At 39.7% G+C, this 17,107-nt stretch carries 14 protein-coding genes and 1 riboswitch; of the genes, 7 read left to right on the top strand and 7 right to left on the bottom strand.

Annotated elements, in window-relative coordinates; translation table 11 throughout:
- Positions 1-34 precede the first annotated feature (34 nt).
- The 4 genes from GTK47_RS03940 to nudC form a co-directional block, all read right to left on the bottom strand.
- Complete coding sequence (locus GTK47_RS03940; protein WP_075673760.1) at positions 35-625, bottom strand: YjaG family protein; 591 nt, start codon at positions 623-625, stop codon at positions 35-37.
- A gap of 74 nt (positions 626-699) precedes the next feature.
- Positions 700-1,368, bottom strand: a complete 669-nt coding sequence (gene nfi, locus GTK47_RS03935) for a deoxyribonuclease V (protein ID WP_165122219.1) — start codon at positions 1,366-1,368, stop codon at positions 700-702.
- Positions 1,361-2,434 carry a uroporphyrinogen decarboxylase gene (gene hemE, locus GTK47_RS03930; RefSeq protein ID WP_165122218.1) on the bottom strand — a complete coding sequence of 358 codons (1,074 nt, stop codon included), beginning with the start codon at positions 2,432-2,434 and terminating at the stop codon, positions 1,361-1,363. Before hemE ends, nfi begins: the two co-directional genes overlap by 8 nt.
- Positions 2,435-2,522: 88 nt before the next feature.
- Complete coding sequence (gene nudC, locus GTK47_RS03925; protein ID WP_069368758.1) at positions 2,523-3,308, bottom strand: NAD(+) diphosphatase; 786 nt, start codon at positions 3,306-3,308, stop codon at positions 2,523-2,525.
- A 145-nt stretch (positions 3,309-3,453) separates the two neighbouring features.
- Here nudC and GTK47_RS03920 point away from each other — a divergent pair, with 145 nt between their 5' ends.
- The 7 genes from GTK47_RS03920 to thiH all read left to right on the top strand — a co-directional run bounded on the left by GTK47_RS03920 (position 3,454) and on the right by thiH (position 9,865).
- Positions 3,454-4,134, top strand: a complete 681-nt coding sequence (locus GTK47_RS03920; protein ID WP_165122217.1) for an HAD family hydrolase — start codon at positions 3,454-3,456, stop codon at positions 4,132-4,134.
- Between the two features lie 44 nt (positions 4,135-4,178).
- A riboswitch (TPP riboswitch) is annotated at positions 4,179-4,301 on the top strand.
- Positions 4,302-4,442: 141 nt separating this feature from the next.
- Positions 4,443-6,395: a phosphomethylpyrimidine synthase ThiC gene (thiC, locus tag GTK47_RS03915; protein ID WP_165122216.1), complete on the top strand. Its 1,953-nt coding sequence runs from the start codon at positions 4,443-4,445 to the stop codon at positions 6,393-6,395.
- The gene (gene thiE / locus GTK47_RS03910; RefSeq protein WP_165122215.1) at positions 6,379-7,026 is read left to right on the top strand and encodes a thiamine phosphate synthase; all 648 of its coding nucleotides are present in this window, start codon (positions 6,379-6,381) and stop codon (positions 7,024-7,026) included. The genes thiC and thiE overlap by 17 nt, the downstream gene beginning before the upstream one ends.
- On the top strand, positions 7,020-7,769 hold the full coding sequence (locus GTK47_RS03905; RefSeq protein WP_165122214.1) for a HesA/MoeB/ThiF family protein: 750 nt from the start codon (positions 7,020-7,022) through the stop codon (positions 7,767-7,769). The genes thiE and GTK47_RS03905 overlap by 7 nt, the downstream gene beginning before the upstream one ends.
- Positions 7,766-7,966 (top strand): sulfur carrier protein ThiS, encoded by a 201-nt coding sequence (gene thiS / locus GTK47_RS03900; protein WP_165122213.1) that lies wholly within the window; start codon positions 7,766-7,768, stop codon positions 7,964-7,966. The genes GTK47_RS03905 and thiS overlap by 4 nt, the downstream gene beginning before the upstream one ends.
- Before the next feature lies 1 nt (position 7,967).
- A complete protein-coding gene (locus tag GTK47_RS03895) occupies positions 7,968-8,747 on the top strand; it encodes a thiazole synthase (RefSeq protein ID WP_165122212.1) in 780 nt (259 codons plus the stop codon).
- Positions 8,747-9,865, top strand: a complete 1,119-nt coding sequence (gene thiH / locus GTK47_RS03890) for a 2-iminoacetate synthase ThiH (protein WP_165122211.1) — start codon at positions 8,747-8,749, stop codon at positions 9,863-9,865. The genes GTK47_RS03895 and thiH overlap by 1 nt, the downstream gene beginning before the upstream one ends.
- Positions 9,866-10,052: 187 nt before the next feature.
- On the opposite strand, the gene GTK47_RS03885 is transcribed toward thiH, so the two are convergent.
- The 3 genes from GTK47_RS03885 to rpoC form a co-directional block, all read right to left on the bottom strand.
- The gene (locus GTK47_RS03885) at positions 10,053-11,138 is read right to left on the bottom strand and encodes an Rpn family recombination-promoting nuclease/putative transposase (protein WP_165122210.1); all 1,086 of its coding nucleotides are present in this window, start codon (positions 11,136-11,138) and stop codon (positions 10,053-10,055) included.
- A gap of 190 nt (positions 11,139-11,328) precedes the next feature.
- Complete coding sequence (locus GTK47_RS03880) at positions 11,329-12,687, bottom strand: polysaccharide deacetylase family protein (protein WP_241256064.1); 1,359 nt, start codon at positions 12,685-12,687, stop codon at positions 11,329-11,331.
- 76 nt (positions 12,688-12,763) lie between these two features.
- Positions 12,764-16,990 (bottom strand): DNA-directed RNA polymerase subunit beta', encoded by a 4,227-nt coding sequence (rpoC, locus tag GTK47_RS03875; RefSeq protein WP_165122209.1) that lies wholly within the window; start codon positions 16,988-16,990, stop codon positions 12,764-12,766.
- Positions 16,991-17,107 lie beyond the last annotated feature (117 nt).

The raw sequence follows: 17,107 nt of genomic DNA, 5'->3' as shown, positions 1-17,107 counted from the left end.
TCGCTTTTCAAGCACTAAATCACGTTTTTCTGATTTAGTGCGTTAATTCTATACCGATATTGCTCATTCCAGCTTCACGAAGGTCTGCACGTAGACCCTTGATCAGTTCGATATCTCTTTCTTCACATTCTACAAGTAGACGGTAAATTTCCCATTGGATATCGAACTCTTCAATAACAGCAGGTAGAGATCTAAGCTCTTCTTCGCTCATTTCTCTTTCTGCTTGTGTCATTTCAAGTGAAGCAACTGTCCCTACTGATAATTTGCTCACTTCAATAGCGTGACTTAATGATTCACCGCTTAAACGAGAGTGAACAATTTCACTAAGTGCAACACAGGCGTCAATCGCAGGATAGACACCATAAATTTCAAACTGAGATGCATCAGGGATAGCTTCTTCTAATTTCTCTAATTGAGAATCAAAATTAACCTTTGCATCTTTCACCGTTAAAGTTTCCCAAACCAGATCGAGAATACGGCGATAAAGCATCGGATCGGTAAATCCTGTTTCACGACAAAATACCTGATAGTTTGGGTACATTCTCTCACACAGGCACGCCATAAACGTCAGGTGTTGCCAAGCTTCTAGCTTTTCTAAACGTAAATGGATTGGGTTCTTCAACATTCGTGATTACTCATTTTCTTAACTTAGGCGCAGTTTACCTGAAAATTAAAAATATCCACATATTTCCCGGTCATTTAGAGCTTATTCTTATTCAACTGCTCAAATAATCGCCTATTTGAGGCAATACCATCGGCCCAACGCGTTGGTTCTGGCAATCGATATCCTTTCATACACAACTCAACCCATTGCAAAGCGCCATCCATACTCACTTTATGACCCGGAGAAATATACAGGGGTTTGCATTTTTTCTTACTGCGATAAATCCATCCTATTTGCTCATTTTTATCCATTAACGGCTCATGACTTCCCATTTCTTCATTGACGTCTTTATCAACGCCACATAAACGACTTTTTGCCACGCCAATAGTAGGCGTATCCACTAATAAACCAAAATGACTTGCGACACCAAGCCTTCTAGGATGAGCAATACCTTGTCCATCGACAAAAATAAGAGATGGTTTCTGTTTTATTAGTTGCCAAGCAGCCAGTAACGCAGGGCACTCTCTAAACGAAAGTAAACCAGGAATATAAGGAAGAGTTGTAGGTATTCGCGCAATTTGATATTCAAGAATTTCAAAAGAAGGGTAATGCATTATCACAATGGCGGCGCGAGTAACTGCGCCACCTTCTTCAAAACCAACATCAGCACCTGCTATGTAAGTTGGTGCTGTAAATTGGTCTGTTAAAATAATCCGTTGAGCTTTTTCTGTCTGCTCCTGACGCAATTGTTGGGTATTAATCATTATCCTGATGATAAGGCTTTGATAAACGGTGAACCGCATCAATAAATGCACCAGCATGCTCTGGTGGAACATCTTGATGAATACCGTGCCCAAGATTAAAGACATGACCGTTACCTTTACCAAACCCAGCAAGAATAGTTTCGACTTCTTGCTCTATTCTGGCAGGTGGTGCATATAGCATAGAAGGATCCATATTGCCTTGTAGCGCAACTTTATCCCCTACTCGGCGACGTGCATCTTCAATATCAATCGTCCAATCTAGCCCTAATGCATCACAACCTGTTGCTGCCATTGCTTCTAACCAACGACCGCCACCTTTAGTAAATAAGGTTACAGGAACTTTTCTTCCATCGTATTCGCGAATAAGACCATCAACAATCTTATGCATGTAGTGTAATGAGAAAAGTTGGTAATCACGCCCTGTTAGCACACCACCCCATGTATCAAAGATCATAATGGATTGTGCACCCGCTTTAATTTGAGCATTCAAATAAAGGATAACGCTATCTGCCAGTTTATCCAGTAATAGATGTAGTGCTTGAGGCTCTGAATACATCATTTTTTTAATTTTTGTGAAGGCCTTACTACTACCACCTTCAATCATATAGGTTGCCAGCGTCCAAGGGCTTCCTGAAAAGCCAATTAAGGGCACACTACCTTGCAATGCATGACGAATAGCACGTACTGCATTCATCACATATCCCAGTTCATCTTCAGGATCAGGAATAGGCAGTTTTTTAATATCATCAAGACTATTTATTGGTGATTTAAAACGAGGGCCTTCACCTGTTTCAAAGTAAAGACCCAATCCCATTGCATCTGGAATAGTTAAAATATCAGAAAATAAAATAGCAGCATCTAAAGGAAAGCGTCTTAAAGGCTGTAATGTCACTTCACAAGCCAATTCGGTGTTCTTGCACAATGAGATGAAATCCCCCGCCTGTGCCCGTGTTTCCTTATATTCAGGAAGATATCTGCCTGCCTGACGCATCATCCAAACTGGGGTGACATCAACAGGTTGGCGCAACAGCGCACGTAAATAGCGGTCGTTTTTCAACTCACTCATGACTAACTCCATTAACAGTAATAGGGCCGCAAAATAGCAGGTATTGTAACATGCTGGAAAAATAACTGTTGGCAGACTGCGCCTTTATTTAGTTCTTTTCTTTATCTTGTCTAATATTGGCTATCGTATCTTCTATCAAGCGTCGAGCAATAGTGTCTGGCGGTGGGATCTGCGGTAATTGATCGTAACGATACCAACCTGCACTCGTTAATTCAGAAGGATCGTGGCGTAGTTCACCACCATCATAGTCAGCTAAAAAGCCCATCATTAAGGAGTGAGGGAATGGCCAAGGCTGAGAAGATACATAGCGAATATTGCGAATACGAATATTACTCTCTTCAAACACTTCACGAGCTACGGCTTCTTCTAAGGTTTCACCCACCTCAACAAAACCAGCAAGTACAGTGTAAAGAGGTGAATGTTTATGCCTAACATGATGTGCTAATAAGATTTTATCTTCATGGCGAATGCCCACAATAATACAAGGGGCAATTTGTGGGTAATAGCGTTCATGGCAGTTATCGCATAAACACGCCCATTCGCTCTCGCTATGGCGCATTTTAGAGCCACAATAACCGCAAAAGCGGTGAGAACGATAAAACTCAGCCAGCTGGACACCTCGACCAACTAATTTAAATAAGTTTTCATCTTGTGAAGCGATAAGTCTTGGTGAACACATGTCGTTATCCATTTTTCCATGAATAAGCCAAACTGTTTCACCTTGCCATTCACCAACAATTTTGGCGTGCTGACCAATGAGATCCCAATCTTTAGCTAAGCCAAACGGAAGTTCGCCTTTAGGTAACCATACTCGCCCACCAAGACTGACTGTCCACCAGCCTTTTTCTGACCCTGTTAATGTATATAAATGCATAACGACCATTCTATCCAAAATAATGATATAGAATAGAGGATACTCTTTTTAGCAAGAACCACTCAATGAATTATGACTATCTTCTATAATTCATTAACATTCTTAAACATAAATATAAATTTTATTAATAGTAAGAACCGTTATAATGACAGATAAAACAAAAAATAAAATTGCTATTTTTGATCTAGATGAAACACTTTTAGCTGGCGATTCTAGTCGCTTATGGACAAACTATTTGTGGGATAAAAATATAGTCACAGATCCTCATTTTTTAAAACTAGATGAACAAATGATCATAGACTATTACGCTGAAAAGCTGGATATAAACCAATATCTTTTTCAACATCTGGCATATTTTAAACATCATGATATAGATAAAATAAATCATTGGGTTAATGACTTCACTGAAACAAAAATTCAGCCTCAGCTTTACCCACAAGGAATATCAATAATTACACAATATCGACAGCAAAATATTCCCGTTATAATTATTTCAGCAACAATGTCCTTTTTAGTTCACTCTATTGCAAAACAACTCAATGCGGATGTTTCAATGGGTATTGATATGCAAATTAAGGACAACTATTACACCGGATTTATTGAAGGTACTCCTACATTTCGAGAAGGAAAGGTTGAGCGTTTAAATCAATGGAAAGAAGTCAATAACATTAACAATACTTATATTTATTTCTATACTGATTCATCTAATGATCTCCCATTATGTTACCAAGCAGATCGTGTTATCGCGGTTAATGCAGATAAAAAATTAACTCAAGTTTCGGATGAAAAAGCATGGGAAAAACAACATTGGGATTTAAATAAATAACCCATGTCGGACTTGTAGTTTTTAAAATCTTTCATATACTGGACGTCTTCTTGTCGGAGTGCCTAGTGTTTATAAGGCTATTATAAATACAGGCTGAGACCGTTAATTCGGGATCCGCGGAACCTGATCGGGTTAATACCCGCGAAGGGAACAAGAGTGATTCGACCTTTTGATAGCTACATTGCGTATATTTTTTACACACCTATATACACCTATCTGTCGATACTCCCTGCGACCTCCAGACAAGCATTTTTCTCAATATTCACCCGACAGGCGATTAGCCTGCATGATATTTATTAGGAAATGCTATGTCCCAAAATCAAACTATATCCGTTAAAGATATTTCACCAACAAACAACAAACAGCGCCCACGAAAAGAGCAGCGTGATGCAGCTCAAGAATTTATCAGCACCATTCAAGGTGTTAGTTTTCCAAATTCAAACCGCATTTATCTCGAAGGATCACGTACTGATATTCAAGTCCCAATGCGTGAGATCCAACTCGATAAAACGCTAATAGGAGGATCAAAAGATTCCCCTATTTTTGAAGATAATGAACCTGTACCTGTGTATGACACATCAGGCCCTTATGGCGATCCAGCTTCTCAACTTGACGTTAATCTTGGATTAAAAAAAATACGCCAACCATGGATTGATGAGCGCAATGATACTGAAGCACTTTCTCTTTTAAGTTCGGATTTCACTCAACAACGCCTTTCTGATGCAGGATTAGAACATCTACGTTTTCCCTTAAAACCAAACCCTAGAAAAGCGCTAAATGGCAAAAGTGTGACGCAATTGCATTATGCTCGCCAAGGCATTATTACGCCTGAAATGGAGTTTATTGCTATTCGTGAGAATATGGGCCGAGAGAGAATTCGTAGCGAAGTTTTACGTCAACAGCATGCAGGATTCAGCTTTGGTGCACATCTTCCTGACAATATTACCCCTGAATTTGTACGCCAAGAAGTTGCTGCTGGTCGAGCTATCATTCCTGCCAATATCAATCACCCTGAATCAGAGCCAATGATTATTGGGCGAAATTTCTTAGTGAAAGTGAATGCCAATATCGGAAACTCCTCTGTAACCTCCTCCATTGAGGAAGAAGTTGAAAAGCTGATTTGGTCTACACGCTGGGGAGCAGATACCGTAATGGATCTCTCAACAGGTCGTTATATTCATGAAACGCGTGAGTGGATCATTCGTAACAGCCCAGTTCCTATCGGCACAGTTCCAATTTATCAAGCACTCGAGAAAGTTAATGGTATTGCTGAAGATCTTACTTGGGAAATGTTCCGAGATACCTTGCTTGAACAAGCAGAACAAGGTGTTGATTACTTTACTATTCATGCAGGCGTGTTGTTACGTTACGTGCCTATGACGGCAAAACGCCTAACGGGTATTGTCTCTCGTGGCGGTTCAATAATGGCAAAATGGTGTTTATCACATCATAAAGAAAATTTCCTCTACGAACATTTCCGTGAAATCTGTGAAATTTGTACGGCTTATGATGTTTCCCTTTCTCTGGGTGACGGACTAAGACCGGGTTCAATTCAAGATGCGAACGATGAAGCTCAATTTTCTGAATTACATACCTTAGGTGAACTGACAAAAATTGCATGGGAATATGACGTTCAAGTCATGATAGAAGGCCCCGGCCACGTTCCAATGCAAATGATCCGCCGTAATATGACAGAAGAATTAGAGCATTGTCATCAAGCACCATTTTATACATTAGGTCCTCTCACTACGGACATTGCACCGGGTTACGATCACTTCACATCAGGTATTGGTGCGGCAATGATTGGTTGGTTTGGTTGTGCGATGCTCTGTTATGTTACCCCTAAAGAACATCTAGGCTTACCTAATAAAGAAGATGTAAAACAAGGGCTTATTACTTATAAAATTGCCGCGCATGCCGCCGATTTAGCCAAAGGACATCCCGGTGCTCAAATTCGTGATAATGCAATGTCAAAAGCCCGCTTTGAGTTTAGATGGGAAGATCAATTCAATCTAGCGCTTGATCCTGAAACCGCACGCCAATATCACGATGAAACCTTGCCTCAAGCATCAGGAAAAGTCGCTCATTTCTGCTCAATGTGTGGTCCTAAATTCTGCTCAATGAAAATAACACAAGAAGTACGCGATTATGCGGCCGGCATGGAGCAAATGTCTCAAGCCTTTAAAGAGCATGGCAGTGAGTTATACCACAGTGCAGAAATCGCTAGTGTTGAGGTAACTGAAAATGAACAGATCCTCTGACACATCTTTTGCATCAACAGAAAAAAAACTTGGGCTTTACCCTGTTGTTGATTCTGTTGAATGGATTGAACGCCTGTTAAAAACAGGCGTTACCACCTTGCAATTACGCATAAAAGATAAACAACCAGACGACGTTGAACAAGAGATCATTGAAGCAATAAAACTGGGTAAACAGTATCACGCAAGGCTATTTATTAATGATTATTGGCAGCTTGCCATTAAACATCACGCCTACGGTATTCATCTTGGTCAAGAAGATCTCGATATTGCAGATCTTGATGCCATAAAAAAATCAGGGTTACGTCTTGGTATTTCTACTCATGATGAAACGGAATTACAAAGAGCGAAAGCATTGCGTCCGTCTTACATCGCATTAGGGCATATCTTTCCAACGACAACTAAAGATATGCCATCTAACCCCCAAGGTTTAGAGGCACTCAAACATCAAGTAGAGCAGACACCTGATTTTCCAACGGTTGCTATTGGAGGGATCTCGCTAGAGAGAGTACCTGATGTTGTTGCAACTGGTGTCGGTAGTGTTGCCTTAGTCAGTGCAATAACAAAAACGCCAGATTGGCAACAAGTGACTCGTAAATTATTAGAATTAGTGGAGGGAAAACCATCATGCTAAATGATAATGATTTTATGCGTTATAGCCGACAAGTGATGTTAGAAGATATTGGCTTAGAGGGACAAAACAAACTTCAACAAGCAAGAGTACTGATTGTTGGGCTTGGTGGATTAGGCTCTCCTGCATCACTTTATCTTGCTGGTGCAGGTATTGGGGAGCTTATTTTAGTTGATGATGATGAGTTGCATGTTTCTAATCTACAACGCCAAATTCTTTATCGAACTCAAGATATTCCTGATGCGAAATCAGAGGTCGCAAAGCAGTCTCTGCTTGCATTAAATCCAGAGATAAAAATTACCTCTTATAAACAACGTATTGATGGTGACTCATTATCTAAATTAGTTAAAGAGGTCAATTTAGTCTTAGATTGCACAGATAACATGCTCACACGCCAAGCGATTAATCGTGTTTGTGTCACACAGCAAACTCCACTTATCAGTGGCAGTGCCGTAGGGTTTAGTGGCCAACTTATGGTGTTTGAGCCTCCTTTTATTCATGGTTGCTATCACTGCCTCTATCCAGATGAGACAGAACCTCAACGAAATTGCCAAACAGCCGGAATTCTAGGCCCTGTTGTGGGTGTGATTGGTACACTTCAGGCACTTGAAGCGATTAAATTGCTCTCTGGCCTACCCAGTTCTCTAAGTGGAAAGCTTCGCCTTTTCGATGGTAGAAAACAAAATTGGAGTACTTTGCGTTTAACACCATCAAAAACATGTCCTGTTTGTCGAGGTTTAGCATGAACATTACCGTAAATGACGAACAATATTCTCTGGATATGCCTGTCACTATCTGTCAGCTCCTTATTCAGTTAGAGCAACCACCTATTGGTGTAGCGCTTGCTATCAATGAAACCATCATTCCCCGTGAAAATTGGGAAACACATTTTATTAATGATGGCGATACTATTCTTCTCTTCCAAGCAATTGCAGGAGGCTGATATGTTAAAAATTGCTGATACAACATTCACATCGAGACTTTTTACAGGCACAGGGAAATTTGCAACACCAACACTAATGACAGAAGCTGTTAAAGCTTCGGGTAGCCAATTAGTTACGATGGCAATGAAACGTGTGGATTTAAAAAATGGTAATGATGATTTAATCGCACCACTTAAATCATTAGGGGTAAAATTATTACCTAATACATCTGGTGCGAAAACGGCACAAGAAGCTGTTTTTGCGGCTCGTTTAGCCAAAGAAGCTTTTGGCACTCATTGGGTAAAATTAGAAATTCATCCTGATACCAAATATTTATTACCCGACCCTATTGAAACACTTAAAGCCGCTGAAATCCTCGTTAAAGAAGGTTTTGTTGTTTTGCCTTATTGTAGTGCTGATCCTGTTTTGTGTCGTCGTTTAGAAGAAGTTGGCTGTGCTGCTGTGATGCCTTTAGGTTCTCCTATTGGTTCAAATCAAGGCTTACAGACTCGTGATTTTCTACGGATTATTATTGAACAAGCCTCAATACCTGTTGTTGTTGATGCAGGTATTGGTGCACCTAGCCACGCACTTGAAGCTTTAGAGTTAGGTGCTGATGCAGTCTTAGTGAATACTGCAATTGCGGTTGCTAAAAATCCTATTCTAATGGCACAGGCATTTAAAGCTGCGCTTGATGCCGGCGAACTTGTTCGACAATCAGGACTTGCTACACCCACTTCAGTTGTGAATATGCAAGCACAAGCCTCTAGCCCATTAACCCAATACTTAGGGGCGTTCTAATGGACACTTTTTCTGATTATTGGCAACAACTCGACTGGGATGACATTACATTAAAGCTCAATAGTAAAACCAATGCGGATGTTGAAGCCGCATTAAATCGTCATACCCTTACACTCGATGATTTTATGGCGCTGATTTCGCCTGCGGGTCGGCATTACTTAGAACCTATGGCTCAACGTGCTCAGAAACTTACTCGACAACGTTTTGGTAATATCGTGGGATTATATGTTCCACTTTATCTTTCTAATTTATGTGCGAATGACTGCACTTACTGTGGCTTTTCAATGAGTAATGCCATTAAGCGCAAAACATTAAATGAAAGTGAGATCATTGCCGAATGTAATAGCATCAGACAATTAGGCTTTGATAGTTTGTTACTAGTGACTGGAGAACATCAAAGAAAAGTGGGTATGGATTATTTTCGCCAATATATCCCTCTTATTCGAGAAAATTTCAGTTCATTAATGATGGAAGTTCAACCTCTTGCAACAGAAGAGTATGCAGAATTAAAAACACTGGGTATTGATGGTGTCATGGTTTATCAAGAAACCTATCATGAACCAACTTATCAGCTTCATCATCTAAAAGGTAAAAAACAAGATTTTCATTGGCGACTACAAACACCTGATAGATTAGGGCAAGCAGGGATTGATAAAATTGGTTTAGGTGCATTGATTGGTCTTTCAAGTCAATGGCGTAGCGATTGTTATATGGTGGCAGAACATCTCTTGTTCTTACAAAAACGCTATTGGAAAAGCCGTTACTCTATCTCTTTTCCTCGTTTACGCCCTTGTGCTGGTGGGCTTAGCCCCGCATCAGTAATGAGTGAAGCTGAGTTAGTTCAGTTGATCTGTGCTTTTCGCATTTTAGCACCTGATGTTGAGCTATCCCTTTCAACACGTGAATCTCCATATTTTCGTGATAACACAGTGCCGTTAGCAATTAATAATATTAGCGCAGGATCTAAAACTCAGCCCGGTGGATATTCTGATAGCCATGAAGAATTAGAACAATTTTCGCCTAATGATAATCGCCATGTAAATGATGTTATCAACGTATTAAAAGAGCGAGGATTACAACCAGTATGGAAAGATTGGGATAATTATTTGGGTCGTTAATTAAAATTCAAATAATATAAAACCGCCTTTAATTTATTTAATTAAAAATCATAAAGGCGGTTTTTATTAAATGATTTAATAAAAGTAACATGTAATAAATTTAAAATAATTAAAAAAAATAAAATAGTATAAACAATATATTAGAATACTTTTAATTTAACATTATATAAAACAGATAGTTTAATTATTATACTGTTAATTCTTCAATTTCTTGAATAGTTAAACCGGATATTTTTTCGATAAATAAAAGATCAAAATTCTCTTTTAATAAGTTTTGAGCTAATTCCATTTGTACTATTTTTTTACCGATTTCAATGCCTTCTGTTTTGCCTAACTCAACGCCTTTAACTTTTCCTATTTCAATGCCTTTAGCTTTTCCAATCTCAATACCTACATTCTTACCTAATTCAATACCTACATTCTTACCTAATTCAATACCTACATTTTTGCCCAGTTCGATCCCCTCCTTTTTGCCTATTTCAAACCCTTCGCTTACACCTAAATTAAATCCTTTATTTTCTAATCTCCAAGCTATATTCATAATCACCTCTTTGTGGTTATCTACTTGTTCAACTATCTTATTTAAAATGAACTCAAAGTCTGATGCGTCCATAATTGAGAATAAATATTCTACAACAGCAATCGTGTCTTCATCTCTGCAGTTTTTCTGATTTATTGCTTTTGATAGAAGTATTGCAATCTCATTAATATCATGACAACTATTAACATGCTTCATCGCAATTTCCATTACCGCCGCTTTTTTATGTGTCAGTAAAATATCATCATCAATTGAGGTCAAATCAATTAAAGAGAAACTATTAGAATAAAGTTTATTAGCAAGTGAATTAAGCGGAAAGCATGACATCCAATTAACAGGAAAAGGATAAGGTTTTTTCTCTCCATGATAAAACAGAATGGGAACAACGAGAGGTAAAGATTTATAACCTTGCTGTAAATGTTGATTCATAGTGTAAAACGCATAATTCATCATACGCCAAGCTATCATTTTATCTGGCTTAGATTGATGTTCTATCAGTAAATAAATAAAGATATCACCCTCTTTGGTTTTCACTAAATATAAAATATCAGACATACGAGAACGTAAGTTAATATCGATAAAAGCAGAATTTTGTAATTGTAACGTTGAAAAATCACAATGGCTTTTTAAGTCCTCAGGTAAATGGACAAAGAAAAAGTCTTTCGCATTACTCACATTCATCATAAAACGTTTAAATGCAGAATCATAAGAAGATATGGATATAGATTTTTTCATAACTAGCTCCATGCTGAATTTGGATTGCTAGCTTACAGAAAAAAATAAATTTTTATCACTAAAAAATAATCATAATCATCTGAAAAATATAAGTTATTTATTGATCTTAACTGAATAAGTAATAGAGAAATAAAAAATACCTTCAATAAATATCAAAGGTATTTTTTAAGATTATAAATTTTCTTTTTAATTATTTATCAACAACAATATTTTTATTAACCACTTCATATTCGTCATTACCCACCATCCTCGCAAATTTCTCAATGGGATCTGTGCTCAAAGCATAAAGCCGTTTTAGAGCAAAAGGTGGATCACCTAAACGAACTTTTCCTTGCTGAGTCGTCACCGCTAATGTCATACCCGACGTTTTGACGGCATTGATTGCTCTTTGATTATATCCACCGAAAGGATATGCAAAGGCATATTGATGTGGATTTAATAACCGCAATACACGTTGTGAACGTTGCAAATCCAATATAATTGTGTGGGATTGACGACTAAAGATAATAGGTTTTTTATTATTATCTAAACGATGTAAAAAATGGGAGTGTGATTGAATATCAAAAACATCACGACTCGATTTAAGTGACTGCCAACTCATAAATTGCAATGAATTAGGTGCCCACTTAGCTGTTTCAGATTTTATTCGTGAAGAGATAACAAATAGTGTTGCTCGTTGGCCATTTTCTTTTAAAAGAGGATAAGCATAGCGATAAACAGACTGCAAACCATCATCAAATGTTAATGCAACAGCTCGACCCGGTAAATTGACACTTTTATTTAAATAGCCTGCGACTTGATTTAGTGAAAGAGTTTCATATCCTGCATCTTTTAAATAATTCATCTGCTCTGTAAATGCAGTTAATGATGTTGTCGTTGATGTATGGCGGAAATTATGGTTTTCCGTTGCTTTGAGAATATGATGATAGGTGAGTACAGGTATCCCTAAATCAGGCTTTACATCTCTTGATGAAATATAACCTAAGTGGCCGCCTAAAGAAATTTCAAACCAATTGATTTTATTTCCATCAGCGTCTTCTTTTATTGTGCGTGATAACACAGGATAACGTAAGTTGGATAAAAGTATTGCTATTTGTGAGCTAGCAATATCTTTATCACTATAGATGGGGGTATTTTTTGTCGTGATTAAATATTCGTAGATAGGATAATCTGTTTTCTTCGTGCTATCTGATAAGAAACGCGTTTTCTTATCGGGTTTAATAGTGGCAATATCTTCAAAATAGCCATCTTCTAAATAACCCGCTTCAAGATAACCTTGAGCATTTCCAAATTGTATTTTGTGGTAATCGCCCTCCGCTACTGATGCATAAAAACCTTGGTTAGGATAAAGCTCTGCAACAGGCCGTAATTTGTCTCCCACAAATGCATATAGCGTTTTTTGTTGGCGCAGTTGCATCAATGTTGTAATGGACGTTTTTAAATCCCATTGAGCTTCTGTTGGGATACCTCGTTCATAAGGTGCTGCGGAAACAAATCCAGTAAAAATAAAGCATAGAATAATCAAACTATTAGTTATTATTCTCATCATTTCGCCTACTTATGTAGAACAGAAACAAAAAATGCCCTCACAATGGAGGGCATTTCAATTTAATCTAAATTAGATTTTAGTCTTTTAATCCACCAAAACCAGCATTCAGTAATTCTGCTAAGTTAGCAGATGCTTCATCAGCACTGATTGTTGTTTCAGTTTCATCTGTCGGCAGTTGTGATTGACGACGCTTCATACGATCTTGGTGATACGCATATCCAGTACCAGCTGGGATCAAGCGACCAACAATAACGTTTTCTTTCAAGCCACGTAACTCATCACGTTTACCTGCTACTGCAGCTTCCGTCAGAACACGAGTTGTTTCTTGGAACGATGCAGCAGAGATGAAGGATTCAGTTGCCAGAGATGCTTTCGTGATACCTAACAGGTCACGAGCATACGTTGCTGGTACTTTGCCATCATCTTCCAGAACACGGTTTGATACTTTAACGCGAGCGTATTCAACCTGTTCACCTTCGAGGAACTCAGAGCTTCCTGCGTTCTCAATGGTAACTTTACGTAGCATCTGACGAACGATAACTTCGATGTGTTTATCGTTAATCTTAACGCCTTGTAAACGGTAAACTTCCTGTACTTCATTAGTGATATAGCGAGTAACCGCATGAACACCACGTAAGCGCAGAATGTCGTGTGGTGATTCTGGACCATCGGAGATAACATCACCGCGTTCCACAACCTCCCCCTCGAATACGTTAAGCTGACGCCATTTAGGGATCATCTCTTCGTATGCATCGCTACCGTCTAATGGAGAAATCACTAGGCGACGTTTACCTTTAGTCTCTTTACCGAACGAAACAATACCGCTGATTTCAGCAAGGATTGCAGGCTCTTTCGGACGACGAGCTTCAAACAGGTCAGCAACGCGTGGCAGACCACCGGTAATATCTTTAGTACCGCCAGATTCTTGTGGAATACGCGCTAAAGTGTCACCTGCGTTAATTGTAATGCCATCGTCTAACTGAACAATTGCTTTACCTGGCAGGAAGTACTGTGCTGGCATATCAGTATTCGGGATTAATACGTCATTACCTTGTGCATCAGTGATGCGCAATGCTGGACGTAAATCTTTACCGCTACCTGTACGCTCTGCTGAATCCAGAACAACCAGTGAAGAAAGACCTGTTAATTCATCTGTTTGACGTGTGATAGTTTGACCATCAACCATGTCAGCAAAACGGATGATACCAGATACTTCACTCACAACTGGCATTGTATGTGGATCCCAGTTAGCAACAGTTTCGCCACCATTAACTGCTTCGCCATCACCTTTCGCTAATTGAGCACCGTAAGGTACTTTATAGCTTTCTTTCGTACGACCGAATTCGTCAATTAAACGTAATTCAGTGTTACGAGAAGTGATAACTAACTTACCAGCAGTATTAGTAATGAACTTCGCATTGAACAGCTTCAGAGTACCTTTGTTACGTACTTGAATGCTAGATTCTGCTGCCGCACGAGATGCCGCACCACCGATGTGGAACGTACGCATCGTTAACTGTGTACCCGGTTCACCGATTGACTGTGCCGCGATAACACCGATAGCTTCACCTTTGTTGATGATATGACCACGAGCAAGGTCACGACCATAACAATTCGCACACACACCGAAGTCTGTGTTACAGGTTACAACTGAACGTACTTTCACGCTGTCAACTGAGTTTTCTTCTAACAGGTCACACAGTTTTTCATTTAACAGGGTGTTACGTGGAACAAGAATATCGGCAGTACCTGGCTTCAGAATATCTTCTGCAGTCACACGACCTAATACACGTTCACGCAGTGGTTCTTTAACATCACCACCTTCGATAACCGGAGTCATCATAACACCTTCGGTTGTACCACAGTCGTCTTCTGTTACGACTAAGTCTTGTGCAACGTCAACTAAACGACGAGTCAAGTAACCGGAGTTTGCTGTTTTCAGTGCGGTATCCGCAAGACCTTTACGAGCACCGTGGGTTGAGATGAAGTACTGAAGTACGTTCAGACCTTCACGGAAGTTCGCTGTGATTGGTGTCTCGATGATTGAGCCATCTGGCTTAGCCATCAGACCACGCATACCTGCTAACTGACGGATCTGAGCTGCAGAACCACGAGCACCGGAGTCAGCCATCATAAAGATGCTGTTGAAAGATACTTGTTGTTCTTCTTCGCCATTACGGTTAATAACGGTTTCAGTAGACAGGTTTTCCATCATCGCTTTTGCTACACGCTCATTCGCTGCAGCCCAAATATCGATGACTTTGTTGTAACGTTCGCCCGCTGTTACCAGACCGGATTGGAACTGTTCCTGAATTTCTGCAACTTCTGCTTCTGCTTCTGCAATGATCTCTGCTTTTTTAGCAGGGATAACCATGTCATCGATACCTACTGAAGCACCTGAACGTGCTGCGTAAGCAAAACCGGTATACATGATTTGGTCAGCAAAAATAACTGTTGGCTTCAAGCCTAATACGCGATAACAGGTATTGAGCATTTTAGAAATTGCTTTCTTACCTAATGGTTGGTTAACCAGCGCGTAAGGTAGGCCTTTTGGTACAATCATCCATAAAATAGCTCGACCGATAGTTGTATCTTGTAAGCTAGTTTCTGTGGTGATGTTACCTTCGCCATCTTTGATCTCTTCAGTGATACGTACTTTAACGCGTGCGTGTAAAGAGGCTAAACCTGCGCGATAAACGCGTTCAGCTTCTTTAGGTCCACTTAACACCATGCCTTCACCTTTGGCATTGATGCAGTCACGAGTCATGTAGTAAAGACCTAATACAACGTCCTGTGAAGGTACGATGATTGGGTCACCACTTGCTGGAGAAAGAATGTTATTTGTTGACATCATTAGCGCACGAGCTTCTAACTGTGCTTCTAATGTCAATGGTACGTGAACCGCCATTTGGTCACCATCGAAGTCGGCGTTATATGCCGCACAAACGAGTGGGTGTAACTGAATAGCTTTACCTTCGATAAGGATTGGTTCAAATGCCTGAATACCTAAACGGTGAAGTGTTGGTGCACGGTTTAGCATCACTGGGTGTTCGCGGATAACTTCATCTAAGATATCCCAAACAACCGCTTCCTCACGCTCAACCATTTTTTTAGCGGCTTTAATTGTTGTCGCTAAACCACGAGTTTCCAATTTTCCGTAAATAAATGGTTTGAATAACTCAAGAGCCATTTTTTTCGGTAGACCACACTGATGCAGACGCAGGTATGGACCAACGGTGATTACAGAACGACCAGAATAGTCAACACGTTTACCTAACAGGTTTTGACGGAAACGACCTTGTTTACCTTTGATCATATCAGCCAAAGATTTCAGAGGACGTTTGTTAGAACCTGTAATCGCACGACCACGACGACCGTTGTCTAATAACGCATCCACAGACTCTTGTAACATACGTTTTTCGTTACGTACGATAATGTCTGGTGCTGCTAAATCAAGCAGGCGTTTTAAACGGTTGTTACGGTTGATCACACGACGATATAAATCGTTCAGGTCTGAAGTCGCAAAACGACCGCCATCAAGTGGAACCAGTGGACGTAAGTCTGGTGGTAACACAGGCAGTACAGTTAAGATCATCCATTCAGGCTTATTGCCTGATTGCATGAATGCTTCAAGTAACTTGATACGTTTAGTCAGTTTCTTACGTTTAGTTTCAGAGTTAGTTTCATTTAACTCTTCACGTAGCGTTTCACACTCTTGTTCCAGATCCATGCTCTGTAACAGATTCTGAACAGCTTCTGCACCCATCTTCGCATCAAATTCGTCACCGAACTCTTCTAATGCATCAAGATATTGCTCTTCTGTTAAGATTTGTCCACGCTCAAGGCTGGTCATCCCGCCTTCAACAACAACGTAAGATTCAAAATACAGTACACGTTCAATATCGCGCAGTGGCATATCCAGCAGCAGACCGATACGGGACGGCAGTGATTTCAAGAACCAAATGTGAGCAACTGGAGAAGCTAATTCGATGTGACCCATACGTTCACGACGAACTTTAGTTTGTGTAACTTCAACGCCACACTTCTCACAGATAACACCACGGTGTTTTAAACGTTTGTATTTACCACACAAACATTCGTAATCTTTTACTGGTCCGAAAATACGGGCACAGAAAAGACCGTCACGTTCTGGTTTGAACGTACGGTAGTTAATTGTTTCTGGCTTTTTAACTTCACCAAATGACCACGAACGGATCATATCAGGTGATGCCAGAGCAATTTTGATCGCATCAAACTCTTCGGTCTTGGTTTGCGCTTTCAGAAACTTTAATAAGTCTTTCACGAAATGGCTCCTGTCGGAGTTAGACCTGCCAGGCAAATGACCCCTGTCATTCACCCCTTTAAACCAGTGTAGTCACTGTTTGACAGACTGCCATTTCTAGCAGTCTGTCTATATGGA

Source organism: Proteus sp. ZN5, assembly GCF_011046025.1.
Classification (GTDB): Bacteria; Pseudomonadota; Gammaproteobacteria; order Enterobacterales; family Enterobacteriaceae; genus Proteus.
Note: the sequence above shows the minus strand (reverse complement) of the source record. Positions and strands in the feature narration are given on the sequence as shown.

What these genes read in the sequence shown, in the direction of transcription:
- GTK47_RS03940 (WP_075673760.1), bottom strand. Translation starts at nt 625, where the DNA reads ATGTTGAAGAACCCAATCCATTTACGTTTAGAAAAGCTAGAAGCTTGG.
- nfi (WP_165122219.1), bottom strand. Translation starts at nt 1,368, where the DNA reads ATGATTAATACCCAACAATTGCGTCAGGAGCAGACAGAAAAAGCTCAA.
- hemE (WP_165122218.1), bottom strand. Translation starts at nt 2,434, where the DNA reads ATGAGTGAGTTGAAAAACGACCGCTATTTACGTGCGCTGTTGCGCCAA.
- nudC (WP_069368758.1), bottom strand. Translation starts at nt 3,308, where the DNA reads ATGCATTTATATACATTAACAGGGTCAGAAAAAGGCTGGTGGACAGTC.
- GTK47_RS03920 (WP_165122217.1), top strand. Translation starts at nt 3,454, where the DNA reads ATGACAGATAAAACAAAAAATAAAATTGCTATTTTTGATCTAGATGAA.
- thiC (WP_165122216.1), top strand. Translation starts at nt 4,443, where the DNA reads ATGTCCCAAAATCAAACTATATCCGTTAAAGATATTTCACCAACAAAC.
- thiE (WP_165122215.1), top strand. Translation starts at nt 6,379, where the DNA reads ATGAACAGATCCTCTGACACATCTTTTGCATCAACAGAAAAAAAACTT.
- GTK47_RS03905 (WP_165122214.1), top strand. Translation starts at nt 7,020, where the DNA reads ATGCTAAATGATAATGATTTTATGCGTTATAGCCGACAAGTGATGTTA.
- thiS (WP_165122213.1), top strand. Translation starts at nt 7,766, where the DNA reads ATGAACATTACCGTAAATGACGAACAATATTCTCTGGATATGCCTGTC.
- GTK47_RS03895 (WP_165122212.1), top strand. Translation starts at nt 7,968, where the DNA reads ATGTTAAAAATTGCTGATACAACATTCACATCGAGACTTTTTACAGGC.
- thiH (WP_165122211.1), top strand. Translation starts at nt 8,747, where the DNA reads ATGGACACTTTTTCTGATTATTGGCAACAACTCGACTGGGATGACATT.
- GTK47_RS03885 (WP_165122210.1), bottom strand. Translation starts at nt 11,138, where the DNA reads ATGAAAAAATCTATATCCATATCTTCTTATGATTCTGCATTTAAACGT.
- GTK47_RS03880 (WP_241256064.1), bottom strand. Translation starts at nt 12,687, where the DNA reads ATGATGAGAATAATAACTAATAGTTTGATTATTCTATGCTTTATTTTT.